We start from the raw sequence: 19,948 nt of genomic DNA on the forward strand, positions 1-19,948 counted from the left end.
GTAGCCACCATCTTCTCTACCGAAGATGTAAAACTTTGATGCGGAAGTGGCGGAATTGGTAGACGCACCAGATTTAGGTTCTGGCGCCGCAAGGTGTGAGAGTTCAAGTCTCTCCTTCCGCACCATTAATTCTTCAAGTCGGATTTACCAATTTCCGGTTTGGAAAATACAATCAGAGCTATACTATGCGGAAGTGGCGGAATTGGTAGACGCACCAGATTTAGGTTCTGGCGCCGCGAGGTGTGAGAGTTCAAGTCTCTCCTTCCGCACCATTCTCTGATTAAAGTCTCTGCAAAGAGCATCTGTAGGTCTATCGCCAAGCGGTAAGGCAACGGGTTTTGATCCCGTCATTCCCTGGTTCGAATCCAGGTAGACCTGCCACACATTGCTTAACGTTGTAGTTTATTGGTTGCTAAAATCAAACTAAACGGGAAGTACGCGGAAGTGGCGGAATTGGTAGACGCACCAGATTTAGGTTCTGGCGCCGCAAGGTGTGAGAGTTCAAGTCTCTCCTTCCGCACCATATTTAAGTAACCCACCCTTTGGTGGGTTTTCTTATGTCTGTCGTTCAGTAATGATAGACCACTGATTTTACAACCTACTCAATGATCGTATCTCTCTGGTTGTTAAGCCGAATGTTCTCAATAACATTCGGCTTTTTCTTTTATAGGCCCAAAAAAAGAGGGCCGTTCAGCCCTCTCCGTGTTTCATACCCGGCATTGCAAGCGCTTGAGCACTACATCCCCATCGCGTACTTCAGCACTTTCTGCTTGATAGGGCCGGCATGCTCGGCCAGCTTCAATCCGGCATTGCGCAAGAATTTCACCGGCGCCAGGGTGTTGCTGAAGGTGGTATAGAAAAAATCCATCCCAGATTGCATCAACAAGTTATCAGGTCGACGGCGGCGTTCATAAGCACTGAGCACTGACGGCCTCCCCCAGTCCTGCCCCGCCTTTTCTATTTCATGCAACAGCACATCAACATCCTTAAAGCCAAGGTTCACGCCTTGCCCCGCGAGCGGGTTGATGGTGTGCGCCGCATCCCCCAGCAGCACAACCCCCGGCTTTGAATATTGCTGGGCATGGCGGCGGATCAGCGGGAAGCTGCCATGGCGAAGCACCGTAAAGTCCCCCAGCTCTTCAGGAAAATGCGCCTGGATCTGTTCTTTCAATTGCTCCGGCGCCATGGCCGAGAGCTGCCTGATACGCTCGGGGCTGTCGTACCACACTAGCGAGCCTTGGTGCCCCGGCAGCGGCAAAAACGAGCGAGGGCCGTGTGGTGTGAACATTTGCCAGGTGATGTCCTGTTGCGGCAACGCCGTTTCGACATTAATTAGCATACAGTGTTGGCGGTAGTCCCATGCCGTGATACCGATCCCGGCTTGTTGCCGTACCTGTGAATTGGCACCATCAGCCCCGACCAATAGTTTGGCGGCAAGTTGTTGACCGTCATCCAAGGTCACCACCACACCACCACTCACCGTTTCTAACTTCGCCATTCTGGCTGGGCAGAGCGGCTTCAAGCTAGGGTAAGAGGCAAATTGCTGCCAAAGCGCCAGTTGCAACACCCGGTTCTCAACGATGTAGCCCAGGCGCTCTAGGTGCAGCTCATCGGCGTTAAAGCGGGTACGGCACTCTGGGTGCTCCCAAGTTTCCAGCCGCTTGTACGGGCACACTCGCATTGCCATCACTGCCGGCCAAGCGCCAAGACGCTCAAGCAACGCAACAGAGTTGGGTGATATCGCCGATACACGTAAATCCATAGCTTGGCTTGGGTCGAACGGCTCAGGGGCTTTCCCCTCCAATACTGCCACGCTCAACCCCTGCTGGGCCAAGCCTATCGCGGTTGCTGCGCCGACCATCCCGCCGCCAGCAACGACAATGTCGAATTGCTCCATACCTGATCCTGTCTAGCTCGTTAAAATGTTTCTCATAGTCCCAATTCTACCTAAAAACCAACGCTGCATCAGTGATTAATCACCTTCGCGGTAAAACCACAATTTATTCGGGGTGGTGATGATCTAGTCAGGCAGGGTTTAAAGCAGTACAATACGCGGCTTGCTACCCCGGGAGAGGCTGATTTATCGCTATCTACCGGGTACAGCAATGTGGAATGCAATGAATAAACACTACGAGTGAAGAGTTAGACATGGCTAAGAAACTGCTTATCAAAACCTGGGGTTGCCAGATGAACGAATACGATTCATCAAAAATGGCCGATCTTCTAAATGCAGCCAATGGCTTCGAGTTAACGGAAGAACCAGAAGAAGCAGACGTTCTGCTGCTGAACACCTGCTCAATCCGTGAAAAGGCTCAGGAGAAAGTTTTCCACCAGCTAGGCCGCTGGAAAACACTGAAAGAGAAAAAGCCCGATCTTGTGATTGGCGTGGGTGGTTGTGTAGCAACCCAAGAAGGCGATTCAATCCGTCAGCGTGCCCCTTATGTGGATGTGATCTTTGGCCCACAGACACTGCACCGCCTACCGGAAATGATCAAGCAATCCCAGTCGGATGATGCGCCGGTCATGGATATTTCTTTCCCGGAAATCGAGAAATTCGACAGCCTGCCAGAACCTCGTGCAGAAGGTGCAACGGCGTTCGTTTCTATCATGGAAGGCTGTTCTAAGTACTGTACATACTGCGTGGTACCTTACACCCGTGGTGAAGAAGTCAGCCGTCCTCTTGATGACGTGCTATTTGAGGTGGCGCAGCTGGCTGAGCAAGGCGTTCGTGAAGTTAACCTACTAGGCCAAAACGTGAATGCTTACCGTGGCGATACGCATGACGGCGAGGTTGCCACGTTTGCTGAACTGCTACGCCTAGTGGCTGCGATTGACGGTATCGACCGTATTCGCTACACCACCAGCCACCCAATCGAGTTTACCGACGACATTATCGAGGTTTACACCGATACCCCTGAGCTGGTTAGCTTCCTGCACCTGCCGGTACAGAGCGGTTCAGACCGTATCCTAACCCTGATGAAGCGTCCGCACACGGCGATCGAGTACAAGTCGAAGATCCGTAAGCTGCGCAAGGCGCGTCCTGATATCACCATCAGCTCAGACTTCATCGTCGGCTTCCCGGGTGAAAGCGACATGGACTTCCAGGACACCATGAAACTGATCCGCGATGTGGATTTCGACATCAGCTTCAGCTTCATCTTCTCGGCACGCCCTGGTACGCCAGCGGCAGATTATCCGTGTGATCTACCTGAAGAAGTGAAGAAGCAACGCTTGTATGAGCTACAGCAACAGATCAATACTCAGGCTATGCGCTACTCGCGCCAGATGCTAGATACCGAGCAGCGTATCTTGGTTGAAGGTCCTTCGAAGAAAAACATCATGGAACTACGCGGCCGTACCGAAAACAACCGCGTGGTTAACTTTGAAGGCTCAGCCGAGCTGATTGGTCAGTTCGTTGACGTGAAGATCACCGACGTATTCACCAACTCACTACGCGGCGAGCTTGTTCGCACCGAAGCTGAAATGGATCTACGTGTTGCGATGTCGCCAACCGAGGTGATGGAGAAGACACGTAAAGAAGATGAATTGGGTGTAGGCGTATATACTCCATAGTATAACGCCCGTCTAACCACAAGTAGGACGCGCCCAGAACCATAGGCCACCCGATCCCTCGGGTGGCCGCATTGAGAGGCAAATCTTGAGCAAAGTTATTACTGTAGAATTCAATCTGGAACCCGCCAATAACCAGCGCCTTTCCAGCCTTTGTGGCCCTTTCGACGATAACATCAAACAACTTGAACGCCGTTTGGGTGTAGAAATCAACCACCGTAGCAGTAGCTTCAGCGTTGTTGGTCAGCCACACACAGCCAAGGCTGCCGCTGACATCATCAAAACCCTTTATGTCGATACAGCGCCAGTTCGCAATACCATCCCTGATATCGAACCCGATCAAATCCACCTTGCCATCAAAGAGTCTGGCGTTTTAGAGCAAACGACGGAATCGAGCATTCCTTACGGCAAGGAAGTCACGATCAAGACCAAGAAAGGGGTGATCAAGCCGCGTACGCCAAACCAGGCCCAGTACATCAGCAACATGGTTCGCCATGACATTACCTTTGGTATCGGCCCTGCGGGTACCGGTAAGACCTACCTTGCGGTTGCGGCTGCGGTTGATGCACTGGAGCGCCAAGAAATTCGACGTATCCTGCTGACCCGCCCTGCGGTTGAGGCTGGTGAAAAGCTGGGCTTCCTGCCTGGCGACCTGAGCCAAAAGGTCGACCCTTACTTGCGCCCGCTCTATGATGCCCTGTTTGAAATGCTAGGCTTTGAGCGTGTCGAAAAGCTTATCGAGCGCAATGTTATTGAGGTTGCCCCACTGGCATACATGCGTGGCCGTACCCTGAACGACGCCTTTATCATCCTGGATGAAAGCCAGAATACCACGGTCGAGCAGATGAAGATGTTCCTGACCCGTATCGGCTTCAACTCTCGCGCGGTGATCACCGGTGACGTCACCCAGATCGACTTGCCTCGCGGCGCCCGCTCCGGCCTTCGCCATGCCATTGAAGTGTTGTCGGAAGTTGACGAAATCAGCTTCAACTTCTTCCAGGCCGATGATGTCGTCCGCCACCCGGTTGTTGCCCGTATCGTTCAGGCATACGATGTGTGGGAGGCTGCCGATCAGAAGCAACGCAAAATCAACGAACAGCGTCGTCGTGACGAGCAAGCAGCGATTGTCGCTGCCGCAACAGCCACGGCCGCCGCAGCAACCCCGGCAGCGACACCCTCTGCCGAAACGGAAAAAACAAATTAATGGCTATCTATCTTGATCTCCAGATCGCGACTGAAAGCGAATCCGGTATGCCAGCTGAGGCTGATTTCCAACACTGGCTCGATGCAACGATCCCTTTGTTTCAGCCCAATGCCGAACTGACTATCCGTCTCGTTGACGAGGCAGAGAGCCACGCGCTCAACCATGAGTACCGTGGCAAAGACAAGCCGACCAATGTACTGTCGTTTCCGTTCGAATCCCCGCCGGGTGTCGAGCTCGATTTACTCGGTGATTTGATTATTTGCCGACAAGTTGTCGAAAAAGAAGCCAAAGAGCAGGATAAACCGCTAAATGCCCATTGGGCACATATGGTTGTACACGGCAGTCTTCATCTGCTAGGTTATGACCATATCGAAGATGACGAAGCCGAAGAAATGGAAGGCTTGGAAACAGAAATTATGCAAAAAATGGGTTTCGATGACCCATATGCTGCAGAAAAGCTGTAACCTTTCGTCGATACCGTTGTCGTATAAGTGTTGCATCCTCAAGTTGGATGCAGCATTTCCCCGTGGCGCTGCCACTTAATTGATAGAGAAGTAATTCTTACAAACAATGAACGAAGATAACTCACAAAATTCTGAAGGTCCGAGTAGAAAGTCCTTCTTTGAACGTCTTGGCCAACTTTTCCAAGGTGAGCCACAGAACCGCGAAGAGCTAGTTGAAGTTTTCCGTGATTCAGAAGAAAACGATTTGATCGACCACGACACCCGAGACATGCTCGAAGGGGTCATGGAAATTGCCGAGATGCGTGTTAGAGACATCATGATCCCACGCTCTCAAATGGTCACAATCGAACGTTCTCAGAAGTTAGAGGATCTGATTGATTTAATTGTTGATACCCAGCACTCCCGCTACCCGGTGATCAGCGACGATAAAGACCATGTCGAAGGTATCCTTCTGGCAAAAGATCTGCTTCGTTACCTACTGCCGAACAGCGAACCATTCAACATGGCCAAGGTACTACGTCCTGCAGTTGTTGTACCAGAAAGCAAGCGTGTTGACCGCCTCCTCAAAGAATTCCGCGAAGAACGCTACCACATGGCGATCGTTGTCGATGAATTCGGCGGGGTATCAGGTGTTATCACCATTGAAGATATTCTTGAGCAAATCGTTGGCGAAATCGAAGACGAATTCGACGACGAGGAAGAGCAAGATATCCGTCAGTTAAGCAAGCATACTTATTCGGTTAAAGCACTGACAACCATCGAAGATTTCAACGAGATGTTCCAAACCCAGTTCAGCGACGAAGAAGTTGATACCGTGGGTGGTTTGGTCATGACCAGCTTTGGTCACCTACCTGACCGTGGTGAAATCGTTGAGCTCGACGGCTACTCATTCAAAGTAACGTCAGCTGATAACCGTCGGATTATCCAATTGCAAGTGACAGTGCCTCACGAAGCAAACCAACCGACAACAACATCATAGCGAATGACAAAAAATGCTCTAATGAAGTTGGGACAGCTAGCCTTAGCTGTCCCAGCAGGTGCACTAGCCACCCTTTCTTTTGCGCCTTATAACCACTGGTATCTTGCGCCAGTTTCCCTGTTTATTCTTTTCTACCTGCTCCAGCACCAAACACCGAAACGCTCGGGACTGATCGGTTTCCTATGGGGACTCGGCCTGTTCAGCACCGGGATCAAGTGGGTGCACGTCAGCATCGCCAATTTCGGCGGGATGCCATGGCTAGCAGGTTGGAGCCTGATGGCCCTACTAATAGGCTACCTGGCACTCTACCCAGCCTTATTCGGCTACCTATTTAACAAACTCAACCGTGGCCGCCCCTTCCACCAGTTGCTGCTAAGCGGTCCGGTTATTTGGCTATTGCTCGACTGGGTCCGTGGCTGGCTGATGACCGGCTTCCCATGGCTATGGATGGGGTACGGGCAGATTGACGGCCCATACGCGTCGCTGGCGCCTATACTCGGTGTCGAGGGGATCACCCTTGCCCTCGTCCTTACCAGCGCCACGCTGGTTGCTGCCATCAGCTACCGTAACTGGAAGCCTTTGCTCATTCCTGTGCTTGTCTTGGGCCTTAGCCTGCTGGCAGGAAACAAGCAATGGGTGGTACCCAACGCCGACAACGCCATTGACGTGGCAATGATCCAGGGTAACGTCGCCCAGGAAATCAAATGGCTGCCAAGCCAACGCTGGCCGACCCTGATGATGTATACCGACCTAACCCGGGAAAACTGGGATGCCGATCTTATCATCTGGCCTGAAGCCGCCATCCCGGCCTTGGAGTCGCAAGTACCGACCTTCTTGCAAAACTTGGACGCGGCAGCGCGCAACAACAACAGTACCGTCCTCACCGGCGTACTGGATCAAAACGAGCAAGGCGAGTACTTCAATAACATCCTGACACTGGGTGTGAACAGTGCCGGCCCTTACCAGTACGAGAACGCCGAACGCTATAGCAAGCACCACCTATTGCCATTTGGCGAGTTCGTGCCGTTTGGTGACTTGCTTCGCCCTATCGCGCCGTTCTTCAACTTGCCGATGTCATCGTTCAGCCGTGGCGACTACATCCAGCCAAACCTAGAGGCCAATGGCGTATCGTTAGCGCCGGCGCTATGTTACGAAGTCGCCTTCAGCGAGCAGGTACGCCGCAACGTTAACATCGATACCGAGTTCTTGCTTACCCTGTCGAACGACACCTGGTTTGGCACCTCTATCGGCCCGTTCCAGCACATGGAAATCGCCCAAATGCGCTCGCTGGAGCTGGGTAAGCCATTGCTGCGCGCGACCAACAGCGGGGTGACAGCCGTGGTCGACCACAACGGTAAGATCATCGCGCAGATCCCGCAGTTCGAACAGGGCGTGCTCCGCACAAGCGTTCAGCCAACCGATGGCATCACGCCCTATACCACCTTGGGCAGCTGGCCTCTGTACCTGTATATCCTTTGGTCGGTCACCTTGTCGTGGATTCTGGTGCGCCGCCAATCCGGGCACTTCCGGGATGAGCGGCCCGAGATAAACTATCACGACTGATTTCAAGGCGGCTTGGCTGAATCAGAGCTGAAAATAAGCAAAAAGGCGAAGGGTGTCCCTTCGCCTTTTTATTCATCTTGATAATATAACGGGCAAAGCAAATAACCTATAAGCTTGCAACTCAAGGGAATGCGCCCATGAAAATCATCACCAAGTTATTTACCACCCTCAGTGCCGTCGCCATGTTATGCGTCGCATCAGGTTCAATTGCCAAAGAAAGCCTGGAAACCCAAGCGGCGCTAGACCAATTCAAAGCCGCAAGCCAAACCCAGCCTTTCTTCCTGTCTTCGTATGGGTATGCCGTGTTCCCCTCAGTGGGCAAGGGCGGCTTCTGGGTAGGCGGCGCGTATGGTAGCGGCACCGTCTATAAAGATCATGAAATAACCGGCTCAGCCAAGCTCTACCAAGTCTCGTTTGGCCTGCAGTTCGGTGGCCAGTCGTACAGTGAAATCATTTTCTTCCAAGACAAGCGTGCCTACGAGCGCTTCACCAGCGGCAGTTTCGAGCTCGATGCCCAAGCTTCAGCCGTTGCCCTGACAGAAGGCGCGCAGGCCAAGGCGGGCACGGCCGGGATCAGCGCCAGCGCCAGTGATAACTACCTCGATGCCAACTACACCAACGGCATCGCGGTCTTCACCTTTGCCAAGGGTGGCATGATGTTGGAAGCCTCGTTAGCCGGACAGAAGTTCAGCTACGAGCCACTTGGTGGCCACTCACCAAGCGCGAGCCCTGCCAAGCCAGCGCAACTGCCCGAGACCGAGTCAACGCCAACAGCGGTGATCGTCGACACCCTCGAGCGCCCGGAGTAGCGCCAAGCCAGCCAATAAAAAAATAGCGAGGTCATCCTCGCTATTTTTTATCTCAAACTAGGGTGAAAGCGGTTGGCGGGTAAAACGGTCATGGCCACACTTCATGCAGGGCTCAATCTTCTTCACATGGGTGATCAGCTCATGGTGCCCGCATTTTTCGCACACTAGATTGCCCAGCCCAATGATTTCACCACTTTGGTAAACCCCCTGGTGCTTGATGTCATCCATCACTTCTCCCCACTCTATCTGGGTTTTATCGGTGATCTCTGCCAGGCCTTCCCAAATGGTTTCTTTCACCACCTGATAAAACGGGCTTTCCGAAAATGGCTCAGGGCTTTCCTCCACCCCTTGGCCGAATTCCTTCAAGTCACGCTTCAAGTAGGCCGAAATCAACGCCAGTTCGTCTTTGGTCATATCACTGGCGGCCTGACGATATTTTTCCGTGGTTTCCGCCCAATGCTTGAGCTCATCGGGGCTATGCTTCAGGGTTTCCGTCACCTGCTCAAGTAGCGCCTCGTAATCTGCTTTTTGCTTAGCCATAGGTCACCTCCTATCTGCCATTCCAGCAGGCAATTATGTGCCACAAGCCTGTTAACCGCGATTATCCGGTAACAATTACGGCCCGAAACGGCCTTAGCTATTGTTGACACCTTTACCTTTAGTTATTCTATGCCGATTATATTGAATGTGTTTGTACTCAACTCACAAAATCCCGGATGTCATCGATGCAAGAACAATATCGTCCACAGGACATTGAACAGAAAGTTCAAGAACATTGGGACAACAAAAAGACCTTTGTTGTAAGTGAAGACCCTAATAAAGAAAAATTCTACTGTCTCTCCATGTTCCCGTACCCAAGTGGTCGACTGCACATGGGTCACGTGCGTAACTACACCATCGGTGATGTGATCTCTCGTTACCAGCGCCTACAGGGCAAGAACGTGATGCAGCCTATCGGTTGGGACGCATTCGGCCTGCCAGCAGAAAACGCTGCAGTGAAAAACAAAACTGCCCCTGCACCATGGACTTACGAAAATATCGAGTACATGAAGAACCAGCTTAAGTTGCTGGGCTTTGGCTACGACTGGAACCGTGAATTTGCTACTTGTACGCCGGAATACTACCGCTGGGAACAAGAGTTCTTCACTAAGCTTTACGAAAAAGGCCTGGTTTACAAGAAGACGTCTTCTGTTAACTGGTGTCCGAACGACCAAACCGTGCTTGCTAACGAGCAGGTTGAAGACGGTTGCTGCTGGCGTTGTGACACGCCTGTAGAGCAAAAAGAAATCCCGCAGTGGTTCATCAAGATCACTGAATACGCCCAAGAGCTACTCGACGACCTGGACAACCTAGACGGCTGGCCTGACATGGTTAAAACCATGCAGCGCAACTGGATTGGCCGCTCTGAAGGTGTTGAGCTTAAGTTTGAAGTGAAAGGTCAGCCAGACCTCGAAGTTTACACAACCCGTCCAGACACACTAATGGGTGTGACTTACGTTGGTATCGCTGCAGGCCACCCGCTTGCAGAAGAAGCGGCGAAGAACAACCCTGAGCTTGCTGCATTTATCGAGGAATGCCGTAACACCAAGGTTGCTGAAGCTGAACTAGCAACAATGGAAAAGAAAGGCATGGCAACAGGCCTAACGGCTATTCACCCGCTGAACGGCCGTGAAGTTCCTGTTTTCGTTGCTAACTTCGTACTGATGGACTACGGCACAGGTGCCGTGATGGCAGTACCTGCTCACGACCAGCGTGACTTCGAGTTCGCCACTAAGTACGGCCTGGACATCATTCCGGTGATCAAGCCTGAAGACGGCAGCGAGCTAGACATTGCTGAAGCGGCATACACCGAGAAAGGCGTACTGTTCGATTCAGGCGAATTCGACGGTCTTGGCTTCCAGGCTGCATTCGATGCAATCGCAGCGAAATTGGAAAGCGAAGGCAAGGGCCAGAAGACAGTTAACTTCCGTCTGCGTGACTGGGGTGTGTCTCGCCAGCGCTACTGGGGTGCACCAATCCCAATGGTGACTACCGAAGACGGTGAAGTTCACCCGGTACCAGCCGAGCAACTGCCTGTTATCCTACCTGAAGACGTCGTGATGGACGGCGTAACCAGCCCGATCAAGGCTGACAAAGAGTGGGCGAAGACAACCTTCAACGGTGAACCTGCACTGCGTGAAACCGATACGTTTGATACCTTCATGGAATCATCGTGGTACTACGCACGTTACTGTTCGCCACAGGCCGACGACATCCTAGATCCGGAAAAAGCCAACTACTGGCTGCCAGTAGACCAGTACATCGGTGGTATCGAGCACGCTTGTATGCACCTATTGTACTCACGCTTCTTCCACAAACTGCTTCGTGACGCGGGCTACGTAACGTCTGACGAGCCGTTCAAGCAGCTTCTTTGTCAGGGTATGGTACTTGCAGATGCGTTCTACCACACCAACGAGAAAGGCACGAAAGAGTGGATCGCACCAAGCGATGTCTCTGTGGAGCGTGACGGCAAGGGCCGTATCGAGAAAGCCGTTGATGACACAGGCCGTGACGTGGCCCACTCGGGCATGATCAAGATGTCTAAGTCGAAGAACAACGGTATCGACCCGCAAGAAATGGTCGACAAGTACGGTGCGGATACAGTACGTCTATTCATGATGTTCGCTTCACCGGCTGACATGACGCTTGAATGGCAAGAGTCTGGTGTTGAGGGTGCAAACCGCTTCCTGAAACGCGTTTGGAAACTGGTTAACGAGCACACTGGCAAAGGCGCAGCGGAGGCTGTTGATGTTGCTGCTCTGTCTTCAGACCAAAAAGCGCTTCGCCGTGACGTGCACAAGACTATCGCTAAAGTGGGTGATGACATTGGCCGCCGCCAGACATTCAACACTGCGATTGCCGCTATCATGGAGCTGATGAACAAGCTAGCCAAAGCCTCTCAGGAATCAGCACAAGATCGTGCAATTCTTGACGAAGCACTAAAAGCGATTGTTCGCATGCTTTACCCAATTACTCCGCACATCTGTTTCGAGATGTGGGAAACCATGGGCGAGAGCGATATCGACAATGCAGAGTGGCCTGTTGCTGACGAAAAAGCCATGGTTGAAGACGAGAAGCTGATCATCGTACAGGTGAACGGCAAACTTCGCGCTAAACTAACTGTTGCGGCAGACTCAACCAAAGAGCAAGTAGAAGCACTGGCTCTAGGCGATGAGAACGTCACTAAGTTCACTGACGAAAAAACCATTCGTAAAGTGATCTACGTACCGGGCAAACTGCTGAATATCGTTGCGAACTAATTTCGCGCGAACTAAAGCAGATTCCTAGTGCCTAATCTGTGGCTCTGATTTCAGGGCCACAGTTATTCCGGCTCACCCTCACCCCGTACCACCAGCGTCAGCCGGTCAGTTTTCACTCATTTTTCATGGAGCAGACTCGGTGAAAGCTTTATTTTCCCTTAAAAGCACAATCCGAACCCTCTTAGTTGCAGTTATGGCGCTTGCCACTGCTTCCTGCGGTTTCCACCTTCGCGGTAACTACATGTTGCCAGACGATATCGCCAAGCTATCACTCACCAGTTTCGACCGCTACGGCGAGCTGCACCGTCAGGTGAAGTCTCAGTTTAAGCTGCACGGTATCGAGCCTGTGCCCCCTTCGGCCAACGTGCCTAACCTGCACCTTATCAGCGAGTCGACCGGTGAGCGTACTTTGTCGCTCTACCAAAATGCCCGTGCCGCTGAGTACGAGCTGACCTATACCGTTCGCTACCGCGTCGTGGTACCGAACAAGGGCAGCCAGAGCTATACCTCGCGTGTTAACCGTACCTTCTTGGATAACCCGTTAACCGCACTGGCCAAGTCGGTTGAACGCGATATGATTGAAGATGAGATGCGTCAGCAAGCATCGCGCCAGATCATGCGCCAGCTGGCTCGCCTGACCGCCGCATTCGACCAGATGGAAGCCGATGAGCTTGAGTCTCTGCTGGAAGAGAGCGCCAATGAAGAAGGCATTAGCGTCACTACCGAAGAAGACGGTGATCGCGATGGTGCCAACCAGATCTTCAACACCACATCAGGTGAAAACGACGCGAGCGCTGCAAGCAACACCAATCAGGTGAATACTGCAGAATGAGGATTTACCCAGAACAACTGGCGCAGCAGCTAACAAAAGGGTTGCGCCAAGCTTACTTGCTATTTGGCAACGAGCCATTGCTCAAGCTAGAAAGCAGTGACCAAATCAAGCAGGCAGCCATGGCTGCCGGTTTCGAAGAACGCCACACCTTTACCGTTGATGCCCAACTCGATTGGAACCTGGTGCTCGATTGCTGTCAGGCCATGAGCCTATTCTCGGCCCGCCAGGTGATTGAGCTGCTCATCCCTGATACCGGCCTCAATGCACAGCATGCCAAGTCCCTGCAGGAAGTCACCGCTTGTTTACACGAAGACATCTTGCTGCTGCTTCAAGGCCCGCGCCTGAACAAGAAGCAAGAAAGTGCCAAGTGGTTCAAGGGGCTCGAAGGCAACGGCTTATACCTCCCTTGCAATACCCCGGACGCCCGCCATTTGCCTCGCTTCATCCAAGGGCGCTGCCAGCAGTTAAACCTCAAGCCGGATCATGAATCGGTGCTCATGCTGGCCCAGTGGCACGAGGGCAACCTGCTGGCGCTGGCCCAGAGCTTACAAAAGCTGGTCTTGCTCTACCCCGACGGCGAAATCAATGTCGTGAGGCTGGAAGAGGCGCTGAGCCGCCACAACCACTACACCCCGTTCCAGTTATTGGATGCCGTACTGGCAGGACAAGGCAAGCGTAGCCAGCGGGTGCTACGCCAACTGCAGGGCGAAGGTATCGAAGCGGTGATCATCCTCCGTACCCTGCAGCGCGAGCTCACCCAGCTCTATAAGATGCAGGAGATGGGCAGCAAGGGAACGTCGCTCAACAACATTTTCGAGAACTTCCGGATCTGGCAGAGCCGCCGGGAAGTGTACATAGGCGCACTGCACCGCCTTCCCCTTCCTGTGCTCATTGGCTTGCTCCAGCAGCTCGCCCAGTTGGAAGTAAAAGTAAAAACCGACTTCGACTACCAGCCTTGGGACGATTTATCGGCGCTATGTGCCGAAATATGCGGTATCCGCACCCACTTAGGCGGCGCGCTTTAATACCGTTTCGCGGTATTATGTAAAGTTAATGCCAACTTGTTTCGTACAAGGTTGTGCGTGGTATACTGCGCCGCTAAATTGTAGACCTAGGCAGTCTCGGTCTACATTAATGACTAAAACACCCTAATGAGAGGTTTCCTTTGCAGGTTCAAGAACTACACGATTTTATTGTTGATAAAGTTGACGATATTAAAGCCCAGGACATCGTAACCCTAGACGTGCGCGGCAAGTCTAGCATCACCGAGTTCATGGTGCTGTGTACCGGTACGTCCAACCGTCATGTAGCCTCGATTGCCGACCACGTAAATAAAGAGTCTAAGCTGATTGATTACCCGCCTTTCGGGATCAGCGGCGAAGACGACGGTGAGTGGATTGTTGTTGATATGGGTAGCGTTATGCTGCACATCATGCAGGAAGACGCACGCAACCTGTACCAACTGGAGAAGCTTTGGGGCTAATCAGACATGAAGCTTCAATTAATTGCTGTCGGCACCAAGATGCCGAAATGGGTTGAGGAAGGCTACAAAGAATATAGCCGCCGATTCCCGAAAGACATGCCATTGGAACTGGTAGAAATACCAGCGGGCAAGCGTGGCAAAAACGCCGATATTGCACGTATTTTGCAAAAAGAAGGCGAAGCCATGTTGGCGGCGGTTGCCAAGGGCAATCGCATCGTCACCCTTGATATCCCGGGCAAGCGCTGGGACACCGAGCAGCTGGCCGAGCAACTGGAAAGTTGGAAGCTGGATGGCCGCGATGTCTCCATCTTGATCGGCGGGCCTGAAGGGCTGGCACCCGCCTGCAAAGCCGCGGCAGATCAAAGCTGGTCGCTATCGCCACTGACGCTACCCCACCCGCTTGTGCGTGTCATCATGGCCGAGAGCCTCTACCGTGCGTGGAGTATCACCGCCAACCACCCGTACCACAGGGAATAAGAAAGAATGAGACAAAAGCGAACGCAGATCCGCGACCATCGGGCTGAGTCGGCACTGTTTTTCCGTCGAGCGCTTGTCTCATTTATCGGCATCATCGTGCTGGTAGGTATTCTGCTCACCAATCTGTACCATATTCAGATCAGCGAGCACGAAGACTACCAGACACGATCGAACGATAACCGGATCAAAGTGGTGCCTGTCGCCCCCAACCGTGGCTTGATCTACGATCGAAACGGTATCCTGCTGGCGGAAAACCGCCCCGTCTACTCGTTGGAAATCACCAGCGAGAAAGTGCCCGATCTTGAAGCGACCTTCCTTAGCCTCAAAGATCTCATGGGCGTCACCGATGAACAAATCGAGCGCTTCCAACGCGAGCGCCGCCGTACCCGACGCTTCAAGTCGGTGCCGTTGCTCAACCAAATGTCGGAGCAACAGGTTGCCCTGTTTTCGGTAAACCAACACCGCTTCCCGGGTGTTGAAGTCAAAGCATACCTCAAGCGCCACTACCCTTACGGTGAAGCCCTCACCCACGTACTTGGCTACGTGGCAAAAATCAACGACCGTGATATTCAACGCCTTGAGCGCGAAGAAAAGATCAACAACTACAAAGCGACCCGTGACATCGGCAAGCTGGGTATAGAAAAGTATTACGAGGACCTGCTCCACGGCACGTCCGGCTACCAAGAGGTCGAGGTTAACAGCCGCGGCCGGGTTATCCGCACCCTGAAATATGTGCCGCCGATCCCGGGTAAAGACATTAAGCTCAACCTGGACATCGAGCTTCAGCTCTACGTTAAGGAGTTACTGACCGAACGCGAGCAAGACCCTGAAACCGGCGAAGAGATCGTCAGCTACAAGCGTGGCTCCGTCGTCGTCCTCGACCCTCGCGACTCGTCGGTACTGGCAATGGTATCAAGCCCAAGTTACGACCCTAACCTGTTTGTCCATGGCATCTCGGGCAAAAAGTACCGCGAGCTACTTAACGATATCAACCGCCCATTGGTCAACCGCGTGACGCTGGGGATCTACCCGCCGGCATCGACAGTCAAACCGATGATTGCGGTTGCAGCGCTTGCCGAAGGTGTGATCACCACCCGTACCACCCGCAATGACCCGGGTTACTGGCGGATCCCGAACTCCAACAGCCGTCCATTCCGCGACTGGTTGCGCTGGGGCCACGGCAAGGTCAATATCCACAAGGCCATTGAAGAATCGGTGGATACCTTCTTCTACCAAATTGCCTATGATCTTGGCATCGACCGCATCTCCGATTGGATGACCCGTTTCGGCTACGGTGAATACACCGGCATTGATATTCATGAGGAAAGCAAGGCCAATATGCCGACCCGTGAATGGAAGCAAGCCCGCTTCCGTCAGCCTTGGTACCAAGGGGATACCATCCCAGTCGGGATTGGCCAGGGTTACTGGACAGCCACCCCAATCCAGATAGCCAAGGCCACAACCGTCTTGGTTAACCGCGGCCGGGTACAAGCACCGCACCTGCTCAAAGACATCATTGATGAAGATGTCGAAATGCCAGCTAAGTTTGAAGATTACCCGCCGATTGACAACGTCGACCCGAAATACTGGGATGTCGCCAAAGAAGGCATGCGCCTCGTATTGTACGGCCCACGCGGTACTGCTCGTCGCCCATTCTATGGCTCTGAATACGTGGCCGCCGGTAAGTCGGGTTCGGCCCAGGTCTTTGGTCTGGCAGAAGATCAGGAGTACAACGCCGAGGAGCTGGAAGAGCACCTGCGCGACCACGCCCTGTTTACCGCCTTTGCACCATTTGACGAGCCGGAAGTTGTCGTGTCGATGGTACTCGAAAACGCCGGTGGCGGTTCGTCCAACGGCGGCCCTGTTGCGCGCCGTATCTTCGACCATATGCTATTAAAACCCAAGGCTTCTGAACCCGAAGCGGCCACTAAGAGCACGAAACTAGCCGAGGTATCCCAATGACGATCATGGCGGCAACTGGCAACAAGCGCACCCTGAGTGACCGCTTACACATTGATGTGCCCCTATTGCTTGGGCTCTTAACCTTAATGGGCTTTGCATTGATGGTGATGTACAGCGCCAGCGGGCAAAGCATGCCAATGATGGAAAGGCAAGCCATCCGTATGGTGCTCTCGCTCGGGGTCATGTTTGTGCTGGCTCAGATCGCCCCGCGCCATTACGAAACCTGGGCTCCCTATCTGTTTGGGGCCGGCCTGCTGTTGCTACTTGGCGTCCTGTTTTTTGGTGAGGCATCAAAAGGTGCCCAGCGCTGGCTGAACCTCGGTTTTGTCCGCTTCCAGCCCTCGGAGCTGATCAAGCTGGCGGTGCCGCTCATGGTTGCCCGCTTTATTGGCAGCAGGCCACTTCCGCCAAGCTTCAAGAACTTGGTCATTGCTCTGGTGATGATCTTCGTCCCGACGATCCTCATTGCCAAGCAACCCGATCTCGGTACATCGATCCTGATCGCGGCATCCGGGGTCTTTGTCTTGTTTCTATCAGGAATGAGCTGGAAGATCATCGGTGCTGCCGGCGTTTTGCTGGCCGGCTTTATTCCAGTCTTGTGGCTGTTTTTAATGCGCGACTACCAGCGGACACGGGTGCTCACCCTGTTTAACCCGGAGTCGGATCCGCTCGGGGCCGGCTACCACATCATCCAGTCAAAAATTGCGATTGGCTCGGGTGGGTTGTCGGGCAAGGGCTGGATGCAGGGCACCCAGTCCCAGTTGGAATTTTTGCCTGAGCGCCACACCGACTTTATCTTTGCGGTGATCGCCGAGGAATGGGGGCTAGTGGGTGTTGTCTGCCTATTGGCCATCTACCTATTTATTATCGGCCGTGGACTACTGCTGGCTAGCCGTGCCCAAACCGCCTTTGGCCGGATGATGGCAGGCAGTATCGTACTCAGCTTTTTTGTTTATATCTTTGTAAATATTGGCATGGTAAGCGGCCTGCTTCCTGTGGTAGGGGTGCCCCTGCCACTGGTCAGCTACGGGGGAACCTCCATGGTGACCCTAATGGCCGGTTTCGGTATCCTGATGTCAATTCATACCCATAGAAAAATGTTGTCGAAGGCGACCTAAATGCGTATTTCCCCATTATTCCTATTACTCGTACTGGCTGGCTGTAGCTCAACACCCAGCACTGAGCGCTATGATATCGCTGACGACATTGCCCCAGAATCATCGCCGACACTGGATCACATCGAGGATGCCCAGCCTCGTTATGAGCCAAAAAGCTTAGCGGGCAATAAAGATTACACCTTGCGCGGTAAGGACTACCAAATTGTCACCGGCTCTGATCCCTTCATCCAAGAAGGCGATGCGTCATGGTACGGGCAAAAGTTCCACGGCCATCAAACATCGAACGGTGAAATCTACGATATGTACTCGATGACCGCTGCGCACAAAACGCTGCCGTTACCGAGCTATGTCAAGGTGACCAACACCAACAACGGCAAAACCGCTATCGTGAGGGTCAACGACCGGGGGCCGTTCCACGAAGGCCGGATCATCGATCTCAGCATGGCAGCGGCGGCGCGCCTCGATGTGATCAAGCACGGTACGGCACCGGTGAAAATCGAACTGATCCAAGTTGCCAAGCCAGACAACCCGGAAGAATGGCAAAGCGCGAACCCTAACTATTATTTTGTTCAACTTGCTGCGGTCACCAACGAAGCGAAGGCACAAGAAATTGCCACAAAATTAGAACAAGAGTTCGATACCAGCGTCGATATTAAAAAAGCGGACTCTGCCGAGATCTACCGCTTGCGCCTGGGGCCTTACATCGACCGGGATGAAGCTATTGAGCAACGCGATAAAGCCAAGGCGAGTTTGTACCCGCAAGCCTTTATTATTACCTCAAAGCGTGAACTCAAGCCTAAGACCTAACCAAGCCTGTTATTGAAAGGCCACACCAGTGGCCTTTCGAACACTGCACACTTCCCCCAGGTCATCAAAATGACAAAGCTGACAGCTTGATGACCTCCAGCACTGGTCTGCAAATGACAATCTGATATAGTGTGTAAAATTTTTTTGCTATCGACAAATTAAGTTACAACCATCATGAAGAAATCTGTTGCACTTATTCGCTCTGTCGCTGTTTCGGCAACGCTTCTTGCATCCATGACCGCTGCTGCAGCACCGGCTGTTGTGCCTGAAGCCCCGCAAATCGCAGCCAAGGGCTACGTCCTAATGGACTACCACTCAGGTGAAATCTTGGCCGGCAATAACGAATACAACCAAATTCCGCCAGCCAGCCTGACCAAGATGATGACCAGCTACGTTATCGGCCAAGAGGTCAACCGCGGCAACATCTCGATGGATGACACGGTGGTGATCAGCAAAAATGCCTGGGCGAAGAACTTCCCTGGCTCATCGAAGATGTTCATCGAGGTGGGTAGCGAAGTTAAAGTCTCTGACCTAAACCGAGGCATTATCATTCAGTCAGGCAATGATGCCTGTGTAGCAATGGCAGAGCACGTTGCGGGGTCGGAAGACTCGTTCGTTGATCTCATGAACGCTTGGGCTAAGACCCTAGGTATGGACTCGACACACTTTGCCAACGTGCACGGTCTGGATAACCCTGACCTGTACACCACGCCTTACGACATGGCGCTATTGGCCCAAGGCCTGATCCGCGATGTTCCAGAAGAGTTCGCCATCTACAAAGAGAAATCTTTCACCTACAACGGTATTACTCAGTACAATCGCAACAGCCTGCTTTGGGACAAGAGCCTAAACGTTGATGGCCTGAAAACCGGCCACACCAACAACGCAGGTTACAGCCTAGTCAGCACGGCGACTGAAGGCCAAATGCGCCTAGTCGCAGTTGTAATGGGTACGAAAAACCCTAACGCCCGCAAGGCAGAAAGCAAGAAGCTACTCAACTACGGCTTCCGCTTCTTCGAAACCGTATCACCGCACAAAGCTAACGAAACATTTGTATCTGAAAAGGTATGGATGGGCGATAAGGACGAAGTGTCTCTGGGCGTTAGCGAAGATACCTTCGTTACCCTACCTCGCGGCCAAACCAAGGATCTCACCGCTAGCTTTGTCCTTGAGAAAGAACTAAAAGCCCCTATCAGCAAAGGCGATGTTGTCGGCAAGCTTTACTACCGCGTTGGTGATGAAGATATTGCAGAGTACCCGCTGCTGGCACTGAACGATGTTAACGAAGGCGGCCTATTCAGCCGTTTGATTGATTACATCATGCTGCTGTTCAAGGGCTGGTTGAGCTAAGGGCTTAGCAACCAAGTACAACACGCAAAAC

17 protein-coding genes and 4 tRNA genes are annotated in these 19,948 nt (G+C 52.8%); 19 read left to right on the forward strand and 2 right to left on the reverse strand.

Annotated features, from left to right (window positions below; all coding sequences use genetic code 11):
- The first annotated feature begins 40 nt into the window (after window positions 1–40).
- From C9I98_RS25595 to C9I98_RS25610, 4 genes are all read left to right on the forward strand, one after another.
- Window positions 41–125, forward strand: a tRNA-Leu gene (locus tag C9I98_RS25595).
- 62 nt (window positions 126–187) lie between these two features.
- Window positions 188–272 (forward strand) — tRNA-Leu (locus C9I98_RS25600).
- Between the two features lie 34 nt (window positions 273–306).
- Window positions 307–381: transfer RNA gene (locus C9I98_RS25605), tRNA-Gln, on the forward strand.
- Window positions 382–438: 57 nt separating this feature from the next.
- A tRNA-Leu gene (locus tag C9I98_RS25610) sits at window positions 439–523 on the forward strand.
- Window positions 524–736: 213 nt separating this feature from the next.
- Here C9I98_RS25610 and C9I98_RS25615 read toward each other — a convergent pair.
- Window positions 737–1,897: a 2-octaprenyl-3-methyl-6-methoxy-1,4-benzoquinol hydroxylase gene (locus C9I98_RS25615; RefSeq protein ID WP_036820696.1), complete on the reverse strand. Its 1,161-nt coding sequence runs from the start codon at window positions 1,895–1,897 to the stop codon at window positions 737–739.
- 251 nt (window positions 1,898–2,148) lie between these two features.
- Here C9I98_RS25615 and miaB point away from each other — a divergent pair, with 251 nt between their 5' ends.
- The 6 genes from miaB to C9I98_RS25645 all read left to right on the forward strand — a co-directional run bounded on the left by miaB (window position 2,149) and on the right by C9I98_RS25645 (window position 8,589).
- The gene (miaB, locus tag C9I98_RS25620) at window positions 2,149–3,573 is read left to right on the forward strand and encodes a tRNA (N6-isopentenyl adenosine(37)-C2)-methylthiotransferase MiaB (RefSeq protein WP_036820699.1); all 1,425 of its coding nucleotides are present in this window, start codon (window positions 2,149–2,151) and stop codon (window positions 3,571–3,573) included.
- 85 nt (window positions 3,574–3,658) lie between these two features.
- A complete protein-coding gene (locus C9I98_RS25625) occupies window positions 3,659–4,774 on the forward strand; it encodes a PhoH family protein (protein WP_170111238.1) in 1,116 nt (371 codons plus the stop codon).
- On the forward strand, window positions 4,774–5,238 hold the full coding sequence (gene ybeY, locus C9I98_RS25630; RefSeq protein ID WP_036815977.1) for an rRNA maturation RNase YbeY: 465 nt from the start codon (window positions 4,774–4,776) through the stop codon (window positions 5,236–5,238). The genes C9I98_RS25625 and ybeY overlap by 1 nt, the downstream gene beginning before the upstream one ends.
- 106 nt (window positions 5,239–5,344) lie before the next feature.
- Window positions 5,345–6,217, forward strand: coding sequence for a CNNM family magnesium/cobalt transport protein CorC (corC, locus tag C9I98_RS25635; protein WP_036815976.1), 873 nt, complete (start codon window positions 5,345–5,347; stop codon window positions 6,215–6,217).
- A 3-nt stretch (window positions 6,218–6,220) separates the two neighbouring features.
- Window positions 6,221–7,780: an apolipoprotein N-acyltransferase gene (lnt, locus tag C9I98_RS25640; RefSeq protein WP_036815975.1), complete on the forward strand. Its 1,560-nt coding sequence runs from the start codon at window positions 6,221–6,223 to the stop codon at window positions 7,778–7,780.
- Between the two features lie 137 nt (window positions 7,781–7,917).
- Window positions 7,918–8,589 (forward strand): lipid-binding SYLF domain-containing protein, encoded by a 672-nt coding sequence (locus tag C9I98_RS25645; protein ID WP_036815974.1) that lies wholly within the window; start codon window positions 7,918–7,920, stop codon window positions 8,587–8,589.
- A gap of 57 nt (window positions 8,590–8,646) precedes the next feature.
- Here the strand turns inward: C9I98_RS25645 and C9I98_RS25650 are convergent, their stop codons facing one another.
- Window positions 8,647–9,129, reverse strand: coding sequence for a zinc ribbon-containing protein (locus tag C9I98_RS25650; RefSeq protein WP_036815972.1), 483 nt, complete (start codon window positions 9,127–9,129; stop codon window positions 8,647–8,649).
- Between the two features lie 185 nt (window positions 9,130–9,314).
- Here C9I98_RS25650 and leuS point away from each other — a divergent pair, with 185 nt between their 5' ends.
- The 9 genes from leuS (at window position 9,315) to C9I98_RS25695 (ending at window position 19,917) form a co-directional block, all read left to right on the forward strand.
- Entirely contained in the window at window positions 9,315–11,888 is a 2,574-nt protein-coding gene (gene leuS, locus C9I98_RS25655) for a leucine--tRNA ligase (protein ID WP_036815970.1), read from the forward strand.
- Window positions 11,889–12,081: 193 nt separating this feature from the next.
- Window positions 12,082–12,720 (forward strand): LPS-assembly lipoprotein LptE, encoded by a 639-nt coding sequence (locus C9I98_RS25660; protein WP_245907254.1) that lies wholly within the window; start codon window positions 12,082–12,084, stop codon window positions 12,718–12,720.
- Window positions 12,717–13,745, forward strand: a complete 1,029-nt coding sequence (gene holA / locus C9I98_RS25665) for a DNA polymerase III subunit delta (RefSeq protein WP_036815962.1) — start codon at window positions 12,717–12,719, stop codon at window positions 13,743–13,745. Before C9I98_RS25660 ends, holA begins: the two co-directional genes overlap by 4 nt.
- Before the next feature lie 140 nt (window positions 13,746–13,885).
- Window positions 13,886–14,203, forward strand: coding sequence for a ribosome silencing factor (gene rsfS / locus C9I98_RS25670; protein WP_036815961.1), 318 nt, complete (start codon window positions 13,886–13,888; stop codon window positions 14,201–14,203).
- A gap of 6 nt (window positions 14,204–14,209) precedes the next feature.
- Window positions 14,210–14,680 (forward strand): 23S rRNA (pseudouridine(1915)-N(3))-methyltransferase RlmH, encoded by a 471-nt coding sequence (rlmH, locus tag C9I98_RS25675; protein WP_036815959.1) that lies wholly within the window; start codon window positions 14,210–14,212, stop codon window positions 14,678–14,680.
- 6 nt (window positions 14,681–14,686) lie between these two features.
- On the forward strand, window positions 14,687–16,642 hold the full coding sequence (gene mrdA / locus C9I98_RS25680; RefSeq protein WP_036815957.1) for a penicillin-binding protein 2: 1,956 nt from the start codon (window positions 14,687–14,689) through the stop codon (window positions 16,640–16,642).
- A complete protein-coding gene (mrdB, locus tag C9I98_RS25685) occupies window positions 16,639–17,760 on the forward strand; it encodes a peptidoglycan glycosyltransferase MrdB (RefSeq protein WP_107272649.1) in 1,122 nt (373 codons plus the stop codon). Before mrdA ends, mrdB begins: the two co-directional genes overlap by 4 nt.
- On the forward strand, window positions 17,761–18,567 hold the full coding sequence (locus C9I98_RS25690) for a septal ring lytic transglycosylase RlpA family protein (protein WP_107272650.1): 807 nt from the start codon (window positions 17,761–17,763) through the stop codon (window positions 18,565–18,567).
- Between the two features lie 174 nt (window positions 18,568–18,741).
- Window positions 18,742–19,917 carry a serine hydrolase gene (locus tag C9I98_RS25695; RefSeq protein WP_036820953.1) on the forward strand — a complete coding sequence of 392 codons (1,176 nt, stop codon included), beginning with the start codon at window positions 18,742–18,744 and terminating at the stop codon, window positions 19,915–19,917.
- Window positions 19,918–19,948: the final 31 nt, after the last annotated feature.

Source organism: Photobacterium sanctipauli (genome assembly GCF_003026495.1).
GTDB classification, from domain to species: domain Bacteria; phylum Pseudomonadota; class Gammaproteobacteria; order Enterobacterales; family Vibrionaceae; genus Photobacterium; species Photobacterium sanctipauli.